This window comes from Streptomyces sp. NPDC051582 (assembly GCF_040681715.1).
Lineage (GTDB): Bacteria > Actinomycetota > Actinomycetes > Streptomycetales > Streptomycetaceae > Streptomyces.
In genome coordinates, this window is sequence record NZ_JBFAZJ010000001.1 from 65,982 (window position 1) to 81,815 (window position 15,834).

18 protein-coding genes and 2 pseudogenes are annotated in these 15,834 nt (G+C 71.6%); 11 read left to right on the plus strand and 9 right to left on the minus strand.

The window, feature by feature from the left end:
* Positions 1–26: 26 nt before the first annotated feature.
* Positions 27–959, minus strand: coding sequence for a LysR family transcriptional regulator (locus AB0M92_RS00295; RefSeq protein ID WP_366099861.1), 933 nt, complete (start codon positions 957–959; stop codon positions 27–29).
* A gap of 207 nt (positions 960–1,166) precedes the next feature.
* On the opposite strand from AB0M92_RS00295, the gene snpA reads away from it, so the two are divergent.
* A complete protein-coding gene (gene snpA, locus AB0M92_RS00300) occupies positions 1,167–1,832 on the plus strand; it encodes a snapalysin (protein ID WP_366099862.1) in 666 nt (221 codons plus the stop codon).
* Between the two features lie 26 nt (positions 1,833–1,858).
* On the opposite strand, the gene AB0M92_RS00305 is transcribed toward snpA, so the two are convergent.
* The 4 genes from AB0M92_RS00305 to AB0M92_RS00320 all read right to left on the minus strand — a co-directional run bounded on the left by AB0M92_RS00305 (position 1,859) and on the right by AB0M92_RS00320 (position 5,550).
* Complete coding sequence (locus AB0M92_RS00305; RefSeq protein ID WP_366099863.1) at positions 1,859–2,116, minus strand: hypothetical protein; 258 nt, start codon at positions 2,114–2,116, stop codon at positions 1,859–1,861.
* A 130-nt stretch (positions 2,117–2,246) separates the two neighbouring features.
* Positions 2,247–2,867 carry a GNAT family N-acetyltransferase gene (locus AB0M92_RS00310; RefSeq protein WP_366099864.1) on the minus strand — a complete coding sequence of 207 codons (621 nt, stop codon included), beginning with the start codon at positions 2,865–2,867 and terminating at the stop codon, positions 2,247–2,249.
* Between the two features lie 172 nt (positions 2,868–3,039).
* The gene (locus AB0M92_RS00315) at positions 3,040–4,095 is read right to left on the minus strand and encodes a family 2 encapsulin nanocompartment cargo protein polyprenyl transferase (RefSeq protein WP_366099865.1); all 1,056 of its coding nucleotides are present in this window, start codon (positions 4,093–4,095) and stop codon (positions 3,040–3,042) included.
* 48 nt (positions 4,096–4,143) lie between these two features.
* Positions 4,144–5,550: a family 2B encapsulin nanocompartment shell protein gene (locus AB0M92_RS00320; protein ID WP_366099866.1), complete on the minus strand. Its 1,407-nt coding sequence runs from the start codon at positions 5,548–5,550 to the stop codon at positions 4,144–4,146.
* Positions 5,551–5,810: 260 nt separating this feature from the next.
* Here AB0M92_RS00320 and AB0M92_RS00325 point away from each other — a divergent pair, with 260 nt between their 5' ends.
* From AB0M92_RS00325 to AB0M92_RS00355, 7 genes and pseudogenes are all read left to right on the plus strand, one after another.
* Positions 5,811–6,266 (plus strand): Rrf2 family transcriptional regulator, encoded by a 456-nt coding sequence (locus tag AB0M92_RS00325; RefSeq protein ID WP_366099867.1) that lies wholly within the window; start codon positions 5,811–5,813, stop codon positions 6,264–6,266.
* 164 nt (positions 6,267–6,430) lie between these two features.
* Positions 6,431–7,642, plus strand: coding sequence for a globin domain-containing protein (locus AB0M92_RS00330; protein ID WP_366099869.1), 1,212 nt, complete (start codon positions 6,431–6,433; stop codon positions 7,640–7,642).
* 177 nt (positions 7,643–7,819) lie between these two features.
* Positions 7,820–8,410 (plus strand): N-acetylmuramoyl-L-alanine amidase, encoded by a 591-nt coding sequence (locus tag AB0M92_RS00335; RefSeq protein ID WP_366099870.1) that lies wholly within the window; start codon positions 7,820–7,822, stop codon positions 8,408–8,410.
* A 42-nt stretch (positions 8,411–8,452) separates the two neighbouring features.
* Complete coding sequence (locus tag AB0M92_RS00340; protein WP_366099871.1) at positions 8,453–8,935, plus strand: GNAT family N-acetyltransferase; 483 nt, start codon at positions 8,453–8,455, stop codon at positions 8,933–8,935.
* Positions 8,932–9,081, plus strand: a pseudogene (locus AB0M92_RS00345) (1-aminocyclopropane-1-carboxylate deaminase); the annotation flags it as partial. The gene AB0M92_RS00340 and the pseudogene AB0M92_RS00345, both read left to right, overlap by 4 nt.
* A 76-nt stretch (positions 9,082–9,157) precedes the next feature.
* Positions 9,158–9,552, plus strand: a pseudogene (locus tag AB0M92_RS00350) (recombinase family protein); the annotation flags it as partial.
* Positions 9,538–9,759, plus strand: coding sequence for a helix-turn-helix domain-containing protein (locus AB0M92_RS00355; protein WP_366100315.1), 222 nt, complete (start codon positions 9,538–9,540; stop codon positions 9,757–9,759). The pseudogene AB0M92_RS00350 and the gene AB0M92_RS00355, both read left to right, overlap by 15 nt.
* A 312-nt stretch (positions 9,760–10,071) precedes the next feature.
* Here AB0M92_RS00355 and AB0M92_RS00360 read toward each other — a convergent pair whose 3' ends face one another.
* Together AB0M92_RS00360 and AB0M92_RS00365 are read right to left on the minus strand one after the other, a co-directional pair.
* On the minus strand, positions 10,072–10,542 hold the full coding sequence (locus AB0M92_RS00360) for an NUDIX domain-containing protein (protein WP_366099872.1): 471 nt from the start codon (positions 10,540–10,542) through the stop codon (positions 10,072–10,074).
* A gap of 4 nt (positions 10,543–10,546) precedes the next feature.
* Positions 10,547–11,287, minus strand: coding sequence for a helix-turn-helix transcriptional regulator (locus tag AB0M92_RS00365; protein WP_366099873.1), 741 nt, complete (start codon positions 11,285–11,287; stop codon positions 10,547–10,549).
* A gap of 310 nt (positions 11,288–11,597) precedes the next feature.
* Between AB0M92_RS00365 and AB0M92_RS00370 the strand changes: the two genes are divergently transcribed.
* Positions 11,598–11,825, plus strand: a complete 228-nt coding sequence (locus tag AB0M92_RS00370; RefSeq protein WP_366099874.1) for a hypothetical protein — start codon at positions 11,598–11,600, stop codon at positions 11,823–11,825.
* A gap of 132 nt (positions 11,826–11,957) precedes the next feature.
* Positions 11,958–12,908 carry a pyridoxal-phosphate dependent enzyme gene (locus AB0M92_RS00375; protein WP_366099875.1) on the plus strand — a complete coding sequence of 317 codons (951 nt, stop codon included), beginning with the start codon at positions 11,958–11,960 and terminating at the stop codon, positions 12,906–12,908.
* Here AB0M92_RS00375 and AB0M92_RS00380 read toward each other — a convergent pair.
* Both AB0M92_RS00380 and AB0M92_RS00385 read right to left on the minus strand, forming a co-directional pair.
* Positions 12,892–13,680: a hypothetical protein gene (locus tag AB0M92_RS00380; RefSeq protein WP_366099876.1), complete on the minus strand. Its 789-nt coding sequence runs from the start codon at positions 13,678–13,680 to the stop codon at positions 12,892–12,894. The two genes, AB0M92_RS00375 and AB0M92_RS00380, sit on opposite strands and share 17 nt — an antisense overlap.
* Before the next feature lie 74 nt (positions 13,681–13,754).
* Positions 13,755–15,332 (minus strand): Na+/H+ antiporter, encoded by a 1,578-nt coding sequence (locus AB0M92_RS00385; RefSeq protein WP_366099877.1) that lies wholly within the window; start codon positions 15,330–15,332, stop codon positions 13,755–13,757.
* 77 nt (positions 15,333–15,409) lie between these two features.
* On the opposite strand from AB0M92_RS00385, the gene AB0M92_RS00390 reads away from it, so the two are divergent.
* A complete protein-coding gene (locus tag AB0M92_RS00390; protein ID WP_366099878.1) occupies positions 15,410–15,670 on the plus strand; it encodes a UBP-type zinc finger domain-containing protein in 261 nt (86 codons plus the stop codon).
* The last annotated feature ends 164 nt before the right edge of the window (positions 15,671–15,834 follow it).

Below are 15,834 nucleotides of genomic sequence, written 5' to 3' on the forward strand. Positions count from 1 at the left end.
GGGCGAGGGGGTGACGCGGCGCGATGTCACGCCGCCAGGAGGGGGCTTTCGTGGTGGTGGAGCCAGGCGCGGTACGGGGGCGTGCGCAGGGCTGCTTCGCGGTAGGCGGCGCGGAGGTCCCCGAAGACCTCGGCGTGCGCGCCCGGGCGGGTGGCCAGCAGCAGCCGGACCGCCAGCGGGTCGCCGGACAGCGGGCGGATCGCCATGTCGTCGCGCGGCCCCGACGTCGGCTGGCAGGGGGCCACCGCCTCGCCGGAGACGATCAGCGAGGTCGCGGTGTGGTAATCGGCGTGCAGGACGGGCGGGTCCAGCCCGGCCCCGGCGAACAACCGCCGCAGGCCGTCCCATTCGCCGTCCACGGAGGGGTCGACCGTCCACCGGTCGGCCGCCAGGTCCTGTAACTCGACCACCGGCCGGCGCGCCGCCGGATGGTCCCGGGACATCGACACGAACTGCGGCTCCCGCTCCATCAGGACCCGCAGCTCCAGCCCGGCGGGCACCCGCAGCGGACTGCCCTCCACCTCGTGGACGAACGCGACGTCCAGTTGGCCCGAAGCCACCATCCGCAGCAGGGCGTTGGCCGAGACGTCCACCACCAGCGAGGTCTCGGTTTCCGGCATCCTGCGGTGGATCCGGCGCAGCCACCCCGGTATCGCGCGGCTGGCGGTGGAGCCGATGTTCAGCCGCGGCCCGCGCGCCATCGCCCTGGCCTCGGCGACGAGCGCGGCCATCTCGTCCAGCAGCGGCCGGGCCCGGCCGAGGACGGTGCGGCCGAACGGGGTGGGCCGGCAGCCGGTGCGCTCGCGCAGGAACAGCTCGCCGTCCAGGGCCCGTTCGATGCGCCGCAGCTGGGTCGTCAGGGAGGGCTGGCTCACGCCGAGCTGCCGCGCGGCTTTGTGCAGACTGCCGGCGTCGGCAATGGCGCACAGTGCGCGCAGGTGCCTCACCTCAAGCTCCATGTCCCGAGAGTAGGCCGGTCACATCAGAGCGCACCAGCCACTGATACCCCATCGAATCCCGCCATTCTCATGGAAGTTGACCTTCCGAAATCTTCCCGATAGGGCGGCGCTATCGGTGGCTGACATCATCCGCCGGCCGCCTCGGCTCCCGCAGACTCCGGTACCGAACGACCCACCCCCCGCACCGGATGAGTAGGAGCCCCCCACATGCGCCACTCCCGTACCTCCCGAAAGGCCGTCCTGGCCGCCACCATCGGCCTCGGCTTCGCAGCCGCGCTCGGCGTCGTCCCCACCGCCAGCGCCGCCCCCGCGCCCGTCGACAACTCCGCGGGCTACGCGGCGTACGAGCGCTCGCAGGAGAACCAGGACGCGAACCGCGCCTTCTTCGAGGCCGTGCAGCGCTCGGTCGCCGAGCAGCGCGCCGCGAACCCGGGCGTCCTCGCGGTGACCGTCACGTACAACACGCGCAACGCGCCCAGCTTCCGCAGCCAGATAGCCAGCTCCACCCAGATATGGAACAGCTCGGTCTCGAACGTGAAGCTCCAGGAGGTCTCCTCCGGCGGGAACTTCTCGTACTACGAGGGCAACGACTCGCGCGGTTCGTACGCGAGCACGGACGGCCACGGCCGGGGCTACATCTTCCTCGACTACCGGCAGAACCAGCAGTACAACTCCACCCGGGTGACCGCGCACGAGACCGGACACGTGCTCGGCCTGCCGGACCACTACTCGGGCCCCTGCTCCGAGCTGATGTCGGGCGGCGGCCCCGGCACCTCCTGCCAGAACCCCTACCCGAACAGCGCGGAGCGCTCGCGCGTGAACCAGCTGTGGGTCAACGGCCTGGCCGCCTCGGGCCTCGGCACGAAGGGCTGAAGCGCCACCGGCGGTAGGGGTGGTGGCTAGAGCTCCGGGAGCTTCCCGACCTCGGCCACGTACTCCGGGCAGTCCGGGTTCTTGCAGGGACCCGGCACCCACTCCGGGATGAAGATCCCGAGCGCCTTGCGCCTCCGTACGACGGTGTCGACGGGGCGCCCGCAGACCGGGCACGTGTGCTGCTCGTGCCCGGCCTGCGGGGCGATCGTGTCGTGCGGATGCGGATGCGGCTCCCGGTGGTGCCGATCCTGCTGTTGGTGCTGTTGGTGCTGTTCACCGGCCATACCTCCACGGTAGGCCGGTTCCGTGCGTTCGGCGGGTTTCGGCGCTCGACGTCGCACGGGGCGACGGCCCGGCCGCCGCCGAGGGCGCGGAAGTCGAAGTACGGCGATTGGAGTGGTCACCCGGGACCCTCTACGCCGTCGTCGTCGCCGCCCCCTGCGGCTTGCGCCACATCGGCCACATCGGCGGCCCCTCCGGGAGCCGCACCACCTCGCCCGTGAGCTCCCAGCCGAGCCGCTCGTACAGCTCCTTGCTGCGCTCGCTGCTCGCCTCCAGGTACGCCGGCACGCCTTCGCGGTCGCAGCGCTCCAGCACCGGACGCATCAGCTCCGTGCCGAGCCCCTCGCCCTGGCGGTCCGGGGCCACCGCGATCATCAGCAGGTACTCGTGCTCCTCGGCGGTCGGGTGGACCTCGCCGGTCAGCCGGCCGACCAGCTCGCACCGCTCGTTGTCCGGGTCGGCGGCCTCCCGCATCCTCGCCGGGACGTCGTCCTCGGCGGCTTCCGCCTCCGGATCCCCCGCCGGGACCCGCAGCCACAGCGCGGCCGCCGAACCGTCCGCCGCGTAGTCGATCCGGCCCTCGGCCAGCGCCACGTCGACGAACACGCCCAGGAACCTGCCGTGGACCGCCGCCCGGTGCTCCGGGTCGGGGAAGACCCAGCCGCTCACCGGGTCGGTGCGGAAGGCCACGTCGAGCAGGCGCGCCACCGCGTCCCGGTCCGACTGATCCGCCTGACGTATCTCCAGCGCCACTGGTCACACCCTTCGCTCGCGTTTCAACTGCCGCGAGCGATCCTAGAGTTGGGCCCCAACGGCGGAAAGCCCTGTTCCGGCACCGTGTGGTGCCGGAACAGGGCTTGCGTCTCGGGTACGAGCGCCCCCGCTCGCTACGGGTCCTGCGCGTGCACCCCCACCGCGTACGCACTCACCTCGTACGCCGCGTCACGAACTCCGCCAGCGCCAGCAGCCCGCCGGCCGCCCCCAGGTCCGGCACCGCCCGGGACAGCAGCTGCACCGCCCGGCCCATCCGGTCCGCGGCATGGGCCTGCGCCCAGTCGCGCCCGCCGGCCCGGTCCACCGCCTCGGCGGCCCTGCGCACGTCGTCCCCGGTCATCGGGCCGGCGTACAGGGCCGCCAGCTCCTCACCGGCCGAGGTGCCCGAGGTGAGGGCGGCCACGACCGGGAGGGACTTCTTGCGGGCGATCAGGTCCGCCCCGGCGGGCTTGCCGGTGTGCCCCGGGTCCCCCCAGATGCCGATCAGGTCGTCGATCAGCTGGAAGGCCAGGCCGGCCTCCCGCCCGAACGCGTCCATCGCGTCGACCTCGTCCGGCCCGGCGCCCGCGTAGAGCGCGCCGAGCGCGCAGGCGCAGCCCAGCAGGGCCCCGGTCTTGGCCGTCGCCATGGTCAGGCACTCGTCGAGGGAGACGCATTGGCGCTGCTCGAACGCGCAGTCCGCCTGCTGGCCGGCGCACAGCTCGATGACACAGGCCGAGAGCCGCGCCGAGGCCGCCGCCGAGGCGGGGTGCGGATCCTGTGCCAGCAACCGCACCGCGAGCGCCATCATCGCGTCGCCGGTGATGATCGCGTCCGGTATCCCGAACACGGTCCAGGCGGTGGGCCGGCCCCGGCGCTTGGTGTCCTTGTCGATGACGTCGTCGTGCAGCAGCGTGAAGTTGTGCGCCAGCTCCACGGCCGTCGCCGCCCGTACGACGCCCTCGGCCTCCTTCTCGTCCCGGCCGCCCAGCAGGGCCCGGGCCGCGGCGAGCACGAGGGCGGGCCGGATGGCCTTGCCCGCGTTGCCGGCGGCCGGGGTGCCGTCCGCCTGCTCCCAGCCGAAGTGGTACATCGCCACGCGCCGCATCGAGCCGGGCAGGCCCTCGACCGTACGGCGCAGCTCCGGGTTGACCGTTTCTCTTGTCCGCTCCAGCAGGGCCGCGGCCTCGTGCCCCTCGCCGGTCGTGATCGCCTCAGTGGTGCCCATGGCGTGTCCCCGATCCCCGATCCCCGGTGGTCCCCCTCGGCCGGCCCCTCAGCGCCAGCGGGCGATCTCGACGTTCTCCAGGATGCCGAGGGCGTCCGGCACCAGTACCGCCGCCGAGAAGTACGCGGTGACCAGGTACGAGATGATCGCCTGCTCGCTGATACCCATGAAGCGCACGGACATGCTCGGCTCGATCTCGTCCGGGATGCCCGGCTGGTGGAGGCCGATGACGCCGGACTGGTCCTCGCCGGTGCGCATGCACAGGATGGACGTCGTCCGGGCGTCGCTGATCGGGATCTTGTTGCACGGGAAGATCGGGACGCCCCGCCAGGTCGTCATCCGGGTGCCGCCGACGTCGATCGTCTCCGGGACCAGTCCGCGCTTGTTGCACTCGCGGCCGAAGGCGGCGATGGCCTTGGGGTGGGCGAGGAACATGTCGGAGCCGCGCCGCATGCTGAGCAGCTGGTCCATGTCGTCGGGGCTGGGCCCGCCGTCGTGCGGCTGGATGCGCTGGTCGTAGTCGGCGTTGTGGAGCAGACCGAACTCCGGGTTGTTGAGCATCTCGTGCTCCTGGCGCTCGCGCAGCGCCTCGACCGTGAGCCGCAACTGCTGCTCGGTCTGGTTCATCGGCTGGTTGTAGAGGTCGGCGACGCGCGTGTGCACCCGCAGGACCGTTTGTGCAATGGAGAGCTCGTACTCGCGCGGCCTGGCCTCGTAGTCCACGAAGGTGCCGGGCAGGACGGCCTCGCCGTGGTGGCCGGCGGAGAGGTCGATGGCGGCCTCGCCGTACTGGTTGGAGCGCTGGGACGGCAGGGAGCGCTGGGCCTCCACGTGCGCGCGCAGCGAGTCGACGCGGTCGGCGAGCAGCCGGAAGTCCTGGCGGGACAGGACGAGCGCGGTGCCGGAGGTGACGGCGCGGGCGGTGTACTCCCAGATCGCCTCCTCGTCGACGAGGGAGTCCTCGCCGAAGTAGGCGCCGTCGGCGACGGTCCGCAGGACGGCGTCGTCGCCGTACGGGCCGGGGCCGATCTGCTCGATGCGGCCGTGCGCCAGCAGGAACACGTTGTCGGAGGCGCTGCCGAAGGAGGTCAGCTCCTGGCCGGCCTCGAAGTCGACCTGCCGGCACCGCTGGGCGAGCTCGGTGAGCACGTCCAGGTCCTCGTAGGTGCGCAGCAGCGGGAGTTCGCCGAGTTCGGCCGGGATGACCTGGACCTGGGTCCCGGTCTTGATGAACTCCACGCGTCCGTCGCCGACCGAGTAGCTCAGCCGCCGGTTGACCCGGTACGTGCCGCCCTGGACGGACACCCACGGGAGCATCTTCAGGAGCCACCGGGAGGTGATCTCCTGCATCTGCGGTGCGGACTTGGTCGTGGTTGCCAAGTTCCGCGCGGCCGCGGTCGCAAGACTCCTCTGCGGTGTCTGGGCCTCGGATTCGGAACCTGCCTGGACCGACATGTGTATCCCTTTCGATCACTCCACGGATCTGCGGGATGCAGCCTTCCAGTACGGAACGTGGTGAGACCATTACACAAAAGGGTGGGACTACTCCGTCCGGGTGTGGGCACCCTTTGGAGTTCACCTCGTGCACGCGAGCCCCCTCCCACCCGCCGGTTCCAGCCAACCGGCGGTCCGGGGCGGGCACGGGCCGCCGGGCCGCCGGGCCGCCGGGCCGGCAATAACTTGCATCTCGGATGCGAGTTTTCTAGGGTGACGGCATGCGGCTGACCCGATTCACCGACCTGGCGCTGCGCGTCCTGATGCGCCTCGCCGTCGCGGACGCGGACCTCCCGACCACGCGCGACGTGGCGGCGACCATGGAGGTGCCGTACACGCACACGGCGAAGGTGGTCGCCCGGCTCCAGCACCTCGGCCTGGTCGAGGCGCGGCGCGGCCGCGGCGGCGGGCTCGCCCTGACCGCCGCCGGGCGGGCCGCCCCGGTGGGCGGGGTGGTGCGCGAACTGGAGGGCGCGGGCGACGTCGTGGACTGCGAGGGGACCACCCCCTGCCCGCTGCGCGGGGCCTGCGTCCTGCGGGGCGCGCTGCGCCGGGCCCAGGAGGCGTTCTTCGCCGCACTGGACCCGCTGACGGTGAACGACCTCGTCGCGGCGCCGACCGGCCCGCTGCTGCTGGGCATCTCGGGCGGGCCGCCGGGTCGGACCCCGGGCACCTGAGCGGCGGGGCCGCTCGACCGACCGGCCCGCCGACCGTCCTGCCGACTGGCCGGTTCCCGCCACCTGACATCAACGGCCCGAACGGGTGTACCCGGGCGGGCCTGCGCCCAAAAATAAGCATCCCAAATACCTATTAGACGATGTGAACGCGAAGAGGAGCCCCCATGCTGTCCGAGAAGTCGACCGAGACCGTACGCGCCACCCTGCCCGCCGTCGGCGCGGCCATCGGCGACATCGCGGACCTCTTCTACACGAAGCTGTTCGAGGCCCACCCGGAGCTGCTGCGGGACCTGTTCAACCGCGGCAACCAGAACGCCGGCCTCCAGAAGCAGGCGCTCGCCGGCTCCATCGCCGCCTTCGCGACCCACCTCGTCACCCACCCGGACACCCGCCCCGACGTGATGCTGGGGCGCATCGCGCACAAGCACGCTTCGCTCGGCGTCACGCGCGAGCAGTACCCCGTGGTCCACCGGCACCTCTTCGCGGCGATCGCCGAGATCCTCGGCGAGGCCGTCACCCCGGAGGTGGCCGAGGCCTGGGACGAGGTCTACTGGCTGATGGCGGGCGCCCTGATCGCCCTTGAGGAGCGGCTCTACGCCGGGCAGCAGGTCCTGGCCGGCGACGTCTGGCGCACCTGGACGGTCGCCGCGCGCGTCGAGGAGACCGCGGACTGCACCACCTTCCACCTGGCCCCGGCCGACGACGCCCCGGCCCCCGCCTCCAAGCCCGGCCAGTACGTCTCGGTCCAGGTGGAACTGGCCGACGGGGCCCGGCAGATACGCCAGTACAGCCTCTGCGGCGCACCCGGCTCCCCGGTCCGCTCGATCACCGTCAAGCGGGTCCGCGGCGAGGGCCCCGACGGCGAGGTCTCGAACCACCTGCACGCCCGGATCGCCACCGGCGACACCCTGCGGGTCTCGGCCCCGTACGGCGACCTCGTCCTGCGGGACTCCGCCGCGCCGGTGCTGCTCGCCTCGGCCGGGATCGGCTGCACCCCGATGCTGTCGATGCTGGAGCACCTCGCCGACACCGGTCACACCGCCCCCGTGACCGTCCTGCACGCCGACCGCTCCCCCGCCGACCACGCGCTGCGGGCCGACCACCGGGCCCTGACCCACAAGCTCGCCGACGCCTCGGCCCGCTTCTGGTACGAGGCCGCCGCCGAGCCGGGCGACGGCGAGGGCCGCCTCGACCTGGCGGACGTGACGGTGGCCCCGGGCACGACGGCGTACCTGTGCGGGCCGCTCCCCTTCATGCGGTCCGTGCGCGCGCAGCTGCTCGCCAAGGGCGTCCCGGCCGCGGACATCCACTACGAGGTGTTCGGCCCGGACCTGTGGCTGGCCTCGGCCGAGGCCTCCGGCCCGGCCCCCGCGTAACCGCCCCCGGCCGGCCCCCGCGCAACTCCCGTGACGGGTGGGCCGGTCGGGACGAGTGTCCGGATCGGCTCGCTCGCTGTACGAATGCACTAGCCCGGAGGGACCGCCTCCACTACACCGGAGAGCAACGAGGTGGACACACAAGGTGACCGCCGCGCATCCGGAGAGGAGGCGGCCATGTCCGCACCCATGTCCGCGGACCGGTTCATCGGCGCACTGCGGAACGAGGGTCTGACCGTCGTCGAGGTCGGCGCCTGGCGCACCCACAACCGCAACCACAAGGGCCCGTGGGGCCCCGTGAACGGGGTGATGATCCACCACACCGTCACGCACGGCACGAAGTTCACCGTGGAGCTGTGCCGCGACGGCGACTCGGCCCTCCCCGGCCCGCTCTGCCACGGCGTGATCACCAAGGACGGCCGGGTCCACCTGGTCGGCTACGGCCGCGCCAACCACGCCGGGGCGGGCGACTCCGACGTCCTGGCGGCGGTGATCGCGGAGAAGCGGCTCCCCCCGGACCGCCACGCGGACACCGACGGCAACCGGCACTTCTACGGCTTCGAGTGCGAGAACCTCGGCGACGGCCACGACCCCTGGCCGGAGGTCCAGCTGGACGCCATGGCCCGCGCGGCGGCGGCCCTGTGCCGGGTGCACGGCTGGACCGAGCGCTCGGTGATCGGCCACCTGGAGTGGCAGCCCGGCAAGATCGACCCGAAGGGCTTCACGATGGACGCCTTCCGCGCCCGGGTGAAGGAACGCCTCAAGTGAAGGAGGTTGACGCCGGGAAGGTCCACCGACTTCCCTGACCCGATGACCGATGATCTCCGAATCGAACGGGTGGCGGCCGAAACCTCCCTCCGGGACTGGCGCCACGTCCACAACCTGATCGTCCCCCCGGACGCCCTCACCCCCGACGAGGTGCGCGAGCGGGCCGGACGCCACCTCCTCGACGTCGCCTACCTCGGCGGTGTGGTCGTCGGCTGCACGACGGTGCGCCGGCCCACGGCCGAAGCCCCGACCGTCGCGACCGTGATCGCCCGGATCCTGCCCGCCCACCGCGGGCAGGGCTTCGGCACCGCGCTCTACACCCACGGCCTCGCCGAGGCCCGCGCCCTCGTCCCGGCCCCCGACACGATCGAGACGATCGTCCTGGCCTCCAACGAGGACGGCCTCCGCTTCGCCCTGTCCCACGGCTTCACCGAGTCCGACCGCTACACCCTCGACGGCGCGACGGTCCCCCACATCCACCTGCGCCTCCCGGCCGGCGGCGCGCGGCGGACAATGGGCGGGTGAACCTCTCCCCCGCCCTCGACGCCCTCCTCCGGCCCCGGCCGGCCTCGCCGCTGGTGGAGGTCGAGGACGAGAGGTTCGATCAGCACGGCGTCCGCTTGCTGCTGAAGCGGGACGATCTGGTCCACCCCGAGCTGCCCGAGAGTAAACCCACTGGTGTTTGCGGGCCTGACCAGCAGAAATAATCGGTTTGGCCCGTGATCACCCCAACCTAGGGTGACTCTCATGGGCATAGCGACCGACCCGGCCAAGTTGTGTGACCTCTACCTGCGCCGCAGCACCTTGCAGGACAACAAGGACACCTTGAAGGCGCACGAACGCGACCTCCGGGAGCGGGCACAGCGGGAGGGTCTGACCGTTCGAGAGGTCTGGACGGACGAGGCTTCGGCCTTCAAGGCCGGCGTCACGCGCGAGAAGTTCGACAAGGCGATTGCCGCCGTGGTCGCCGGAGAGGTCCGTCACCTCCTGGTGTGGAAGCTGACCTCGTGACTCTGGTGGACTCCCTCGCTGCCCGTGGGATCGGCTTCAAGGTGCTGACGGGGGCGATGGCCAGCATCGACCCGAACACCCCGGACGGGCGGCTCATGCTTCAGGTGGTGGGCGCCATGGCGGAGTTTGAGCGCAGCCTGATCAAGGACCGGACCCGGTCCGGTCTGGACGCTGCCAGGGCTCAGGGGCGCGTGGGCGGTCGTCCATCCGTGATGGACGCGGACAAGCTTGCTGCGGCCAAGGCCCGTAAGGACAAGGGTGAGAGCGTCAGAGCCATTGCAAAAGCTCTCGGGGTGTCCCGCGCGACGCTGTACCGGGCACTGAGCGAGGCGGCGTGACGCCCTCAGCAGCGTGAGGTGCGGTGTTGCGGTGATTCTTCGCGCTTTTTGGAATGCATATGGAAACCTATAAGCAATACGAAAAGTGCCCTAGAACCACCGCAACACCGCACGGAGGCGGTAGGGCGCTTCGAAAGTTGAGGGCGGACGCCTGCTGGCGATCCCGGCCACAGCACGAAGTACGCGGGCTGGGTGTAGGCCCGTTTTGGGGCTGACATCTGCAGTCTGGCCAGCAACAACGTGCACCACGCCACCCGAGAACGGCCCCCGTAAGGGCCCCTGAACCCCTGCCAAGTGGCTGTCAGCGCATCGTTAGCCGAGGTATGGCGCGGGACGACGCTCCAAGAAGTGTTGGAGGCGCAGGCGTTGGGTGTGGTGCATCGGCAGTGCGTCTAGGTCCGCCGGTGCCACGAACCGCAGTTCCGTGCTCTCGTCGGAGAGGGCCAGTTCTCCGCCCGTGATGCGGGCTGTGAAGCAGACGTTGAACTGTCGCCTGACCTCGCCATCGCTGTACTCGATGATGTGCCGAGGGTCCGTGTACGTGCCGACCAGTCCCGTAATCTCCACGTCGAGCCCGGTCTCCTCCTTGACCTCGCGGACGGCCGTGCCGGGCAGCGAGTCGCCCAGGTCCATCCCTCCGCCGGGCAGCGCCCACAGGTCGTTGTCCGTCCGCCGTTGCAACAGGATCCGGCCGTCGCCGTCGGTGACCACCGCCGATGCGGCCACCACCATGCTGTTCGGCTCCGGCGCATGGGGATCGTCGTAGTACTCGGTCCGGGCCATCCGGTCATGCCTCCACAGGACGCGCTGTCTCCCACACGGCATTGAAGCTGTCCGCGTAGGTGTCGAACATGCCGCCGGACTCGTGGCGGCGAAGGTGCCACACGGGCGCACCGTACGCGTTCACACCCCAGACATGGGCATTGACCAACACCTGGTCATCAGCCCGGTACAAGCTGTTGTAGAGCGTCGTGCCGTGTGTCCGAAGCTCGATGCCGGGCACGCTCGCCAACGGCCGATAGTGCAAGAGAGCGAGGCGACAGCGGGATTCGATGCCATGCCCGAACTTCTCTTCCAGTCCTCGCTGCTGGACGTTCTCGCTGTCCGCGTCGCCGACTGCGATGCGTACCGCGCACCCGTCGGCAGCACGCTCCCGCAGGAGATCGTTCAGCCGGGGATACGCCTCGTGCAGGAACACCGCCGCGTAGACCAGGACGTCGATGCGCTCGCGCGCTGCCGCTAGGAGATCCACGAACACGGATACGGGAAGGTCTGCCCGCTGGTCGTACAGAGTGACCAGTTCCGGACTGACGGCCCGCGCTGCCCGTGCTTGCCGGAGCGCCGGCCACAGGGCGTGAATGTCCTCGCCCAACGTCTCCGCCGCCTTCAGCGCGGTTGCCCGCCTTGGGGTGCGCCCGAGGTTGACCCAGCGTTCCACGCTCTTCGGGTCCACGCCGGTCACGCTGGCCAATGAGGCATGAGTCCAGCCGCCGGATGCCATGACAGCCCTTAACCGCTCGTTCTGCATGGGGACGTTCTACAGGCTGTGGGACGTCCCCAAGTGCCGAACGTACGAGGTTCCCCCGTCCTGATCACCAGCGCGACGATCGCGACACCAGTGGACGGTAAAGGGGAATCGGAATGGTGCGGGGACTGTGGCAGCAGGTCGAACAGCGTGATCCGTTCCGAGTACCCGACCCCGATCCGGCGGACCCGGACTGCGACGTGTGCAGCGCGCTGGTCGCTCAGCGCACTGAGTGCTACCGGCGCCGGGACCTCTCGGGCGTCGTGGACTGCAACGTAGAGATCCGCCAGCACCCGCACGGAGAGGTGATTCGATGACCCGCGCCGTGCTGCGCTACGTCCCCCACACCATCCGACACGCCCCCGAAGGCGGGGTGACCTACGAGGCGTTCTGCGTCGCCGACGGCTGTGGAGCCGAATCCGGCGCTCTCGACGAACAGGCGGACGCGCAGGACTGGGCGCTCCGGCACGCCGGGCGGACGGGGCACGACCTCTTCCGGCGGGTGTTCACCGATCACGCGCGCGTCACCCGCGAGACGTAGACCCCGGCCCGCTGGACGACGGCGAGCAAGGCAGTCCAGCGCGTCGGCTTCGGCCCCGCTCACACGACCCGAATCGTGTGGGCGGGGCTCTGACGTGCGACGGCGAGGGCGGAAGCGCCCCACAATGGACGGGTGAACCGCCCCGCGAACCTTGACGTGCTCTTGCAGCCGCGCCCGCCGTCCCCGTTGCAGGAGATCCACGACGAGCGGTTCGAGCGGCACGGCGTGCGGCTGCTGCTGAAGCGGGACGACCTGATCCACAGCACCATCCCGTGGGACACAGACGTACTTGGACCAGTGGACCTGTACCCTCCCGGGAACAAGTGGCGCAAGCTGACGCCGAACCTGCGGGCCGCCGCCGAGGGGGGCTTCCCCGGGGTCGTGACCTTCGGCGGGGCGTACTCGAACCATCTGCGGGCCACCGCGGCGGCCGGGCGGCTGCTGGGGATGGAGACCGTGGGCATCGTCCGGGGCGAGGAGCTCGCGGACCGGCCGCTCAACGATCGCCTCGCGCGGTGTGCGGCGGACGGGATGCGGCTGTGCTTCGTCACGCGTTCGGAGTACCGGCGCAAGGCCGAGCCGCGGGAGCGGGCGCGGCTGCTGGCGGACGCCGGGGCGGGGTCCTCCTACCTCGTCCCCGAAGGCGGGAGCAATGCGCTCGCGCTGGAGGGCTGCGCCGAGCTCGGTCGCGAACTGCGGGGCGCGTCGGACGTGGTCGCGGTGGCGTGCGGTACGGGCGGCACGCTGGCCGGGCTGGCGGCGGGGCTGGGCCCGGGGCAGCGGGCGCTGGGGGTTCCCGTACTGGCGGGTGAGTTCCTGGGGGCGGAGATACGTTCCCTCCAGGAGGCGGCGTTCGGGGGGCCGGCCGGGGCGTGGAGCCTGGCCGAGGGTTTCCACCACGGCGGGTACGCACGGGTGCCCGCGCGGCTGGAGGCCTTCGCCGCCGATTTCGAGGACCGGCACGGATTCGCCGTCGAGCGGATCTACGTGGCCAAGCTGCTGTGGGCCCTGGCGGCGCTCACGGAGTCGGGGGCCTTCCCGGCGGGCACGGCCGTGACCGCCGTCGTCACCGGCCGCCCCTGAGCGGTGACGTGCGGCGCCAATACCAGCGGGTGGCCGCCAAGAGGGCCAGGCCGTACCCCGCGAAGGCCGCGTAGCCGGTCCACGCCACCGCCAGGACGTCGCCCCGGGAGGGGAAGTCCCCCTGCCGCAGCGGCACCGCGCCCAGTTGGGCCGGCACCAGGTACGCGAGTCCCAGCAGGCCGTACGGCACCAGCGTGCCCACGCCGATCAGCGCCGCGGTCAGCGGCAGCCACCGCGGCAGGCGCAGCCCCCACGGCCGGATCAGGCAGAACAGGAGCAGGATCCCGGCGAGGGCCAGCAGGACCGTCCCGTCCAGCCCCCACCGCTCCAGGGCGAGCCACAGCCCCGACGCCCCGTTGCGCTCGGAGGCCTCCAGCACCTCCGCCCCGTCGATCCCCGCGAACGACCCGCCCAGCGCCCAGTTGAGCTTCATCGCGACGTACGGCAGGAAGCTCAGCACGCCGACGTACGCGATCCAGCGCCCCGGCGGCCCCTGGGCCTTGGCCGCCCGTCCCCGGCTCGCCGCGGCGGCGAGCAGCACGGCCCCCGCCAGGCCCAGCGCGTGCACCACCGCCCCGGGCGGGCTGTCCACCCCCTGCCCGAACAGCAGCCCGATCACGTCCATCAGCAGCGTGCATCCCGCCGCGGCGGACAGCCCGCAGGCGAGCCACAGCATGCCCCGCCGCCCCCGGAGCCACGCGGGCAGGCCCACCACCGCAGCCGCGGCCAGGCAGCCGACGGCCATCACGTCCGTCGCTTCCATCAGCGTCATGGCCCGAGCCTGGCGCCGGCGCCGTGCCGCGCGCGTCCCTCCACGGGCCCGTCCCGCTCCCCCGCCCGGGGGAGTCAGGCCACGTCCTCGCGGTACGCCGCCGCCTCCTCCAGGTCCAGTCTGCGCAGCAGGCTCCGGAGCATTTCGTCGTCGATGCGGCGCTGGTCGCGGAGGGTCACGAAGACCTCCCGTTCGGAGGCGATCATCTCCCGCGCCAAGCGCCGGTAGACGTCGTCCGCCGATTCGCCGGTGACCGCGTTGACCTCCCCCAGCCGCTCCCAGACCGCGTTGCGCCGCCGCTCCATGACCGTGCGCAGCCGTTCCGCCAGCGGCGGCGCCAGCGCGTTCTCCGGCTCCGCCAGCAGCTCCGCCAGCCGGTCCTCCGCCGCGCGCGAGGCCTCGCTCTGGGCCTGGGCCTCGGCCAGCGTCTCCGCCTGCACGTCCCGCTGCGGCAGCCGCAGCAGCCGGATCAGCGGCGGCAGCGTCAGCCCCTGCACCACCAGCGTGCCGATCACCGTCGTGAAGGTCAGGAAGAGGATCAGGTTGCGGTGCGGCACGCTGATCGGCACCGAGAACGCGATCGCCAGCGAGACCACCCCCCGCATCCCGGCCCAGCCCACGATCACCGGCGACTTCCAGTTGGTGTCCGGTTCCCGCTCGCGGATCCGCTCCGACAGCCGCGGCAGGAAGGTCGCCGGGAACACCCACACGAAGCGGGCCACCACCACCGCCACGAACACCACCAGCGCGTACGTGGCCGCGTGCCAGCCCTCGTACTCCCCGAGCCCCTTCAGCACGACGGGCAGCTGGAGGCCGATCAGCGCGAAGACCACCGACTCCAGGATGAAGGCGATCATCCGCCACACCGCCTCCTCCTGGAGCCGGGTCGCGAAGTCGACCTGCCAGTTCCGGTGCCCGAGGTAGAGGGCGACCACGACCACCGCGAGCACGCCCGAGGCGTGCACGCGCTCGGCCGCCGCGTACGCCACGAACGGGATCAGCAGCGACAGCGTGTTCTGCAGCAACGGCTCCCGCAGCCGCTTGCGCAGGTGGTGGATCGGGACCATCAGCACCAGGCCCACGCCCACGCCGCCCACCGAGGCGAGCAGGAACTCCGCGATGCCGCCCGCCCAGCCAGCGCTCACCCCGACCGCCGCCGCCAGCGCCACCTTGTACGCGGTGATCGCGGTCGCGTCGTTGACCAGGGACTCGCCCTGGAGGATGGTCGTGATCCGGTTCGGCAGCCCCAGCTTGCGGGCGATCGCCGTCGCCGCGACGGCGTCGGGCGGCGCGATCACCGCGCCCAGCACCAGCGCCACCGGCAGCGTCAGCCCCGGCACCGCCAGGTACGCCACGTACCCGACGGCGACCGTCGCGAAGAGCACGTACCCGACCGACAGCATCGCCACGGGCCGCATGTTCGCGCGCAGGTCCAGGTACGAGCTGTCCACCGCGGCCGTGTACAGCAGCGGCGGGAGCAGCAGCGGCAGCACGATGTGCGGGTCGAGGGCGTACGAGGGCACGCCCGGGACGTACGAGGCCATCAGACCGGCGGCGACCAGCAGCAGGGGCGCGGACACCCGCGTCCAGCGGGCGGCCCCGGCCACGACCGCGCTGCCCGCCACCAGCGCCACCAGCGGCAATACCTCCATCGAAAGATCCACCCTCGCTCGTCGTGGCTGATCGCCATGTCGTCCTGCGGCGCCCGTACGTCAGTACGCTGGCCATCATGAGCGAGTGCACCCACGTTCCCGAACTGCCGCGCCCCGAGCCCGTCCCCTCTGCCCTGACATGCTCTGAATGTCTTGCCCTCGGCAGTCATCCGGTGCAGTTGCGCATGTGCCTGGAGTGCGGGTACGTGGCATGCTGCGATTCCTCGCCGCACCGGCACGCCACCGCGCACCACCAGAGCACCGGCCATCCGGTCATGCGGAGCTTCGAGCCGGGAGAGACCTGGCGGTGGTGTTATGTCGACGGTTCGATCGTCTGAGGCGGGGTAGGTCAACCCTCCGCCGGTTCCCCTGATTTGAGCCCGCAGACCCCTAGCCACTGTGCGTACCCAAGGGCATACCATCAGTCACTGGCCGTAGGCGGGGGTGCCTGAAACGGGCGCCATGAGGGGTGCCGCGACACGATCGCCCGGATCGCGATAGC

Excerpts from the sequence above, each read along its gene's own strand:
- AB0M92_RS00295 (WP_366099861.1), bottom strand. The coding sequence starts at position 959 with ATGGAGCTTGAGGTGAGGCACCTGCGCGCACTGTGCGCCATTGCCGAC.
- snpA (WP_366099862.1), top strand. The coding sequence starts at position 1,167 with ATGCGCCACTCCCGTACCTCCCGAAAGGCCGTCCTGGCCGCCACCATC.
- AB0M92_RS00305 (WP_366099863.1), bottom strand. The coding sequence starts at position 2,116 with ATGGCCGGTGAACAGCACCAACAGCACCAACAGCAGGATCGGCACCAC.
- AB0M92_RS00315 (WP_366099865.1), bottom strand. The coding sequence starts at position 4,095 with ATGGGCACCACTGAGGCGATCACGACCGGCGAGGGGCACGAGGCCGCG.
- AB0M92_RS00320 (WP_366099866.1), bottom strand. The coding sequence starts at position 5,550 with ATGTCGGTCCAGGCAGGTTCCGAATCCGAGGCCCAGACACCGCAGAGG.
- AB0M92_RS00325 (WP_366099867.1), top strand. The coding sequence starts at position 5,811 with ATGCGGCTGACCCGATTCACCGACCTGGCGCTGCGCGTCCTGATGCGC.
- AB0M92_RS00330 (WP_366099869.1), top strand. The coding sequence starts at position 6,431 with ATGCTGTCCGAGAAGTCGACCGAGACCGTACGCGCCACCCTGCCCGCC.
- AB0M92_RS00335 (WP_366099870.1), top strand. The coding sequence starts at position 7,820 with ATGTCCGCACCCATGTCCGCGGACCGGTTCATCGGCGCACTGCGGAAC.
- AB0M92_RS00340 (WP_366099871.1), top strand. The coding sequence starts at position 8,453 with ATGACCGATGATCTCCGAATCGAACGGGTGGCGGCCGAAACCTCCCTC.
- AB0M92_RS00355 (WP_366100315.1), top strand. The coding sequence starts at position 9,538 with ATGGCGGAGTTTGAGCGCAGCCTGATCAAGGACCGGACCCGGTCCGGT.
- AB0M92_RS00360 (WP_366099872.1), bottom strand. The coding sequence starts at position 10,542 with ATGGCCCGGACCGAGTACTACGACGATCCCCATGCGCCGGAGCCGAAC.
- AB0M92_RS00365 (WP_366099873.1), bottom strand. The coding sequence starts at position 11,287 with ATGCAGAACGAGCGGTTAAGGGCTGTCATGGCATCCGGCGGCTGGACT.
- AB0M92_RS00370 (WP_366099874.1), top strand. The coding sequence starts at position 11,598 with ATGACCCGCGCCGTGCTGCGCTACGTCCCCCACACCATCCGACACGCC.
- AB0M92_RS00380 (WP_366099876.1), bottom strand. The coding sequence starts at position 13,680 with ATGACGCTGATGGAAGCGACGGACGTGATGGCCGTCGGCTGCCTGGCC.
- AB0M92_RS00385 (WP_366099877.1), bottom strand. The coding sequence starts at position 15,332 with ATGGAGGTATTGCCGCTGGTGGCGCTGGTGGCGGGCAGCGCGGTCGTG.
- AB0M92_RS00390 (WP_366099878.1), top strand. The coding sequence starts at position 15,410 with ATGAGCGAGTGCACCCACGTTCCCGAACTGCCGCGCCCCGAGCCCGTC.